Origin of the sequence: Allochromatium warmingii (genome assembly GCF_900107145.1) — a bacterium.
Classification (GTDB): Bacteria; Pseudomonadota; Gammaproteobacteria; order Chromatiales; family Chromatiaceae; genus Thermochromatium; species Thermochromatium warmingii.
Window position 1 is genome coordinate 1 of record NZ_FNOW01000071.1, and the last position, 4,724, is coordinate 4,724.

The window sequence follows — 4,724 nt, forward strand, 5'->3', positions numbered from 1 at the left end:
GCGCTCCCGCAAATCCGCGACGCCTTAGCGCAAACTGGCATCAAATTAGAATCTACGCCAATTATCACTCAACCGCTTGATCTCAGCCGTTTATCGCAACCCAACGGCGAACAACCGTTAATTCAGCACATTCGCCAAATCATTGATTCCGGTCAAGCTCGCGCTGAAATCAAACTCGATCCGCCGAATTTAGGCACATTAGACATTCGTCAAACTCAGACGAATGGAATACAACAAGTGCAAATTAGTGCGCCGAATCCTGTTGCCCGCGAAATATTGAATGCAGTACAACCGCAATTAAGTACCGCACTCGCGCAAAATGGCGTCGAATTAACTGTTAGCCGCACCGATGAATCATCAGCGCCAATATCAGACCGTACAACACCATCTGAAATAGCGACCGAATCGACTGCCACGCCAACCCTGAGTCGCCAAGCGTTGGGCATCGCCCCCGATCCAACAACCGCTAGTGGACGATTCCAACCATTGATATTGGAGCGTCTGTTGCAGCCCGGCGGTGAGCAGCGCCTTGCCGAACAACTGCGCTGGTCGCTTGAACGCGGTTTGGAAAGCGCCGAGATCAAGCTGCATCCGCCGAGTTTGGGGGCGTTGGATGTCCGTTTCGTGCAGGAAGGCGACCGAACCCATGTACAATTTGTCGCCGCACACCCGGCCACCCGCGAGGCGTTGGAAGCCGCGCTGCCGCGTTTACGCGATGCGCTCGCCCAAGATGGCGTCTGGCTGGGCAACGTCTCGGTCTCCGATCAAGCGCCGAACGAGCGCGGCGAAACTGGACGTGAACGCCGCGAACCGACGTGGCGCGATGAGGTGGACGCCGCCGACACCGAACACGCCGGCCAAACCGCCGCCGAATCTGACACCGAACAACCGCGTGCTCATCGACTCGATGTTTTCAGTTGAACACCTGCCGAATAGCCGCGGCGGGCGTTCGGCGTGATACGATTTAAGCGCCATCGTGACGGCAGCCGGATCAGTGGCAGCGACTTAGCTTCCGCGCCCGATTATGAATAAACCGCATCCCTATATGAGAGAGAAAAACAATGGCTGAAAAGAAAAAAGCTGAAAAAGAACCGGCTGCTCAAGGCGGCGGTAATGGAAAGCTCATTATTATTCTGCTTGTGGTGTTAATTCTATTGTTACTCGCTGGTGGCGGTGGAGCTGCCTATTATTTTCTCATCCATAAACAGCCTACGGTTGAAGCGGGTGAGGGTGAAACGGAAGCAGCGACTGAAACGGCGGCTGCGCCGGCACCGGCTTCCATTCCAGAAGCTGCGCCTGCTCCAGCCGTAGCAGCGCCGCTGCTATATCATCCATTAGAAGATCTGACCGTTAATCTTCCTTCAGGGCCAGCGCGATTTTTACGGGTCAGTTTAATTGTTGCGACACCGAATCCGGCAGTTATTACGGCACTGGATAAACACATGCCGATGCTACGTAATGATATTTTAGCCATTCTTGCAGCACAACAATTTGAAGTGTTGAATACACCCGAAGGCAAAGATACCCTGCGTGAAGCCTTACGTCAGAAATTGGTTCAGCTTTTAGCGCGAGCGAGTGAACCCGCTGATGTGCGTGATGTGCTGTTTAATGAACTGATTATGCAATAAGGCTCTAAAATGGCGCAGCAAGCTGACATTCTCAGCCAAGACGAAATCGACGCGCTCCTGCATGGCGTTGATGCCGGTGATGTCGATACCGAAGCCGATCCTTTTCCGCCTGATGGAAAAGCACGTTCGTATGACTTCACAACTCAGGATCGTATCGTTCGTGGGCGGATGCCAACGCTGGATATGATTAACGAGCGTTTTGCGCGTTATTTGCGCGTGCATCTGTTTAATTTGCTGCGTCGTTCCTCGGAAATTTCAGTAATTGGAGCGCGTGTTACTAAGTTTTCTGAGTATTTGCACTCGTTGTATGTGCCAACTAGTTTAAATCTGGTGCGCGTCCAACCATTGCATGGCACGGCACTCATTGTTTTTGATCCCAAATTGGTTTTTGGTCTTGTCGATAATTTTTTCGGTGGTGAAGGACGGTTTTATTCGCGGATTGAAGGTCGTGATTTTACGCCGATGGAAATGCGAGTTATCAAAAATCTGCTCGATACCTCATTTGAGGATATGGAGAAAGCTTGGGAACCTGTTATGGCGCTCAAATTTGAGTTCGTGCATTCCGAAGTTAATCCGCAGTTTGCTAATATCGTCAGCCCAACTGAAATTGTTGTAATTAATGATTTTCATATTGAATTAGAAGGCGGTGGCGGTAATTTGCATGTCACCTTTCCATATTCAATGCTGGAGCCAATCCGCGAATTGCTCGATACTGGCTTGCAATCTGATCGCAGTAGCGTCGATCATCGCTGGCAGCGTGCATTTGAAGAAGAATTGCCGTTAGCACAGATCGAAATTAGTTCATTACTCGCCGAAGTAACCTTAACTGTTGAGCAACTATTAAAAATCAAGGCAGGCGACATTCTTTCTGTTGACTTACCAGAGACCGTGATCCTTCATGTCGAGGATATTCCGTTATTTCGCGGTCAGTTTGGCGTTTCAAATGGCATGAACGCGATCAAAATTGTTGAGCAAATCAAGCATATCTAGTTAGAGTGTTTCAGGTATAACATGAGCAACGATAACACAACGCCGCTGGATGAAGATGTTGCCGATGCTTGGGCAGCAGCACTCGAAGAGCAAAAAGATAATGAACCGGCTGCTGGAGCGAATACAGCGGCGCAAACTGATACAGTGCGGCCATTGAATCCAGAAGATTTTAGCGGATCACGACCAGAAACCACCGCTGAAATCAATCTCAATATGGTGCTGGATGTGCCGGTTACGCTGTCAATGGAAATTGGCCGCACGCGCATTCCAATTCGCAATTTATTGCAACTGAATCAAGGCTCAGTCGTTGAACTCAATCGATTAGCAGGCGAGCCATTAGATGTTTTAGTTAATGGCACGCTCATTGCGCATGGTGAAGTGGTGGTTGTTAATGAAAAATTTGGCATTCGCCTAACTGATGTAATTAGCCCAAGTGAACGGGTGCGTAAACTGCGGTGAGTCACTTACCCTATACGCTGGGGTTGTTGTTTTGGCTGCCCGATTTTGTGCGAGCGGAGGCGGTAACGCAATCGCTTGCTCCGACAGCGAGCAGCTATTTAAGTCAATTAGTCGGTGCGCTGGTATTAATTGTAGCGGCGATTGCGGTATTAGCATGGTTTTTGCGACGGGTTCCAGGTGTGACGCCGCCGAGTGCTGGACTCATTCGGATTCTGGCCGTGCGTTCAATTGGTGCCCGTGAACGCTTGTTATTAGTGCAGGTAGGATCGGAGCAGCTTTTATTAGCGGTCACTGCTGCAGGTGTACAGCCGCTGCATACGCTGGCCCATCCAATCGATCCGCCGCCGGAAGAGCCGTGGAGCGGCGATTTCGCAAGTCTGCTGGAACGATTGAAAACAGGCGAGCGCAAGCAATGAAATCGGCGTGCCGCTGGGTTGGATTATTAGCCGCACTGCTGATACCAAGCGCAGCTTTTGCGCAGTTAGGTGGATTAGATGCAGTAACCGTCACCACTGAACCGAATAGCGGGCGTGTCGTGTATTCGGTCACGCTACAAATTTTAATCTTAATGACGTTACTGACGTTATTGCCGTCGGCGCTCATTATGATGACTTCCTTTACCCGCATTATTATTGTGCTGGCCATTCTGCGTCAAGGATTGGGTACAACGCAAACGCCATCGAATCAAATTCTGCTTGGTTTGGCGTTTTTTCTCACGCTATTTGTCATGTCACCAATTTTTCAAGAAGTTTATGATACGGCGCTCAAGCCGTATATGGAAGAACAGCTTGGTACGGAAGAAGCGTTCGTGGCAGCAGTTAAACCATTGCGCGTATTTATGTTGGCACAAACCCGCGAATCGGATTTAGCACTCTTTGCAAATATTCGCGGTATCGATGGATTTGAATCAAAAGACGATATTCCACTCAGTATTTTAGTGCCATCTTTTATTATCAGCGAACTTAAGACTGCATTTCAAATTGGCTTTTTGATTTTGATTCCGTTTTTAATTATTGATTTAGTGGTTGCCAGTGTTTTAATGTCGATGGGTATGATGATGCTCTCGCCATTGATTATTTCGCTGCCATTTAAGTTAATGTTGTTTGTGCTGGTCGATGGTTGGTCGTTGTTGCTTGGTACGTTGGCGCGGAGTTTTTATACATGAGCTGCCAGCCGTCAGTATTCAGCTTCCAGCGGTACGCGCTCCTGCTAAATCCGCTGAATGAACATCGTTTTTCTCTGGAGATCTGTGAATATGACACCTGAAATGGTTTTAGAAATTGGCAAAGAGGCAGGCGAAGTGATTATTTTGATGTCCGCGCCACCATTATTGACTGGTTTGATTATCGGTTTAATTATTAGTTTATTTCAAGCTGCAACGCAAATTCAGGAAATGACACTAACGTTTATTCCAAAATTAGTTGGGGTTGGTGCGGCGCTGATTATTGCGGGGCCGTGGATGCTGACGCTAGTTACGGATTATGTGATACGGCTGTATGAAAGCATTCCTGGGTTAATTGGCTAAACAAATGCTACACTTAATGACTTAAGTTATACTAACCTGATACCGATTTTTCGTTTTTGACAATTAACCGATAATAGAAAAATTCTCTGTCAGCAAAGAACGCAGCTCGCTTTTGTATTGAC

At 48.4% G+C, this 4,724-nt stretch carries 7 protein-coding genes; all 7 read left to right on the forward strand.

Annotated features, from left to right (window positions below):
- The coding region (locus BLW10_RS13270; RefSeq protein ID WP_143117091.1) for a flagellar hook-length control protein FliK at positions 1-921 on the forward strand (921 nt) is incomplete at its 5' end.
- Positions 922-1,061: 140 nt separating this feature from the next.
- Positions 1,062-1,628: a flagellar basal body-associated FliL family protein gene (locus tag BLW10_RS13275; protein ID WP_091335474.1), complete on the forward strand. Its 567-nt coding sequence runs from the start codon at positions 1,062-1,064 to the stop codon at positions 1,626-1,628.
- 9 nt (positions 1,629-1,637) lie between these two features.
- Positions 1,638-2,618 carry a flagellar motor switch protein FliM gene (fliM, locus tag BLW10_RS13280; protein WP_091335477.1) on the forward strand — a complete coding sequence of 327 codons (981 nt, stop codon included), beginning with the start codon at positions 1,638-1,640 and terminating at the stop codon, positions 2,616-2,618.
- 21 nt (positions 2,619-2,639) lie between these two features.
- Positions 2,640-3,077 (forward strand): flagellar motor switch protein FliN, encoded by a 438-nt coding sequence (gene fliN, locus BLW10_RS13285; RefSeq protein WP_091335481.1) that lies wholly within the window; start codon positions 2,640-2,642, stop codon positions 3,075-3,077.
- Positions 3,074-3,493 carry a flagellar biosynthetic protein FliO gene (gene fliO, locus BLW10_RS13290; protein ID WP_091335485.1) on the forward strand — a complete coding sequence of 140 codons (420 nt, stop codon included), beginning with the start codon at positions 3,074-3,076 and terminating at the stop codon, positions 3,491-3,493. Before fliN ends, fliO begins: the two co-directional genes overlap by 4 nt.
- A complete protein-coding gene (fliP, locus tag BLW10_RS13295; protein WP_091335489.1) occupies positions 3,490-4,242 on the forward strand; it encodes a flagellar type III secretion system pore protein FliP in 753 nt (250 codons plus the stop codon). Before fliO ends, fliP begins: the two co-directional genes overlap by 4 nt.
- 90 nt (positions 4,243-4,332) lie before the next feature.
- Positions 4,333-4,602, forward strand: a complete 270-nt coding sequence (fliQ, locus tag BLW10_RS13300) for a flagellar biosynthesis protein FliQ (protein ID WP_091335493.1) — start codon at positions 4,333-4,335, stop codon at positions 4,600-4,602.
- Positions 4,603-4,724 lie beyond the last annotated feature (122 nt).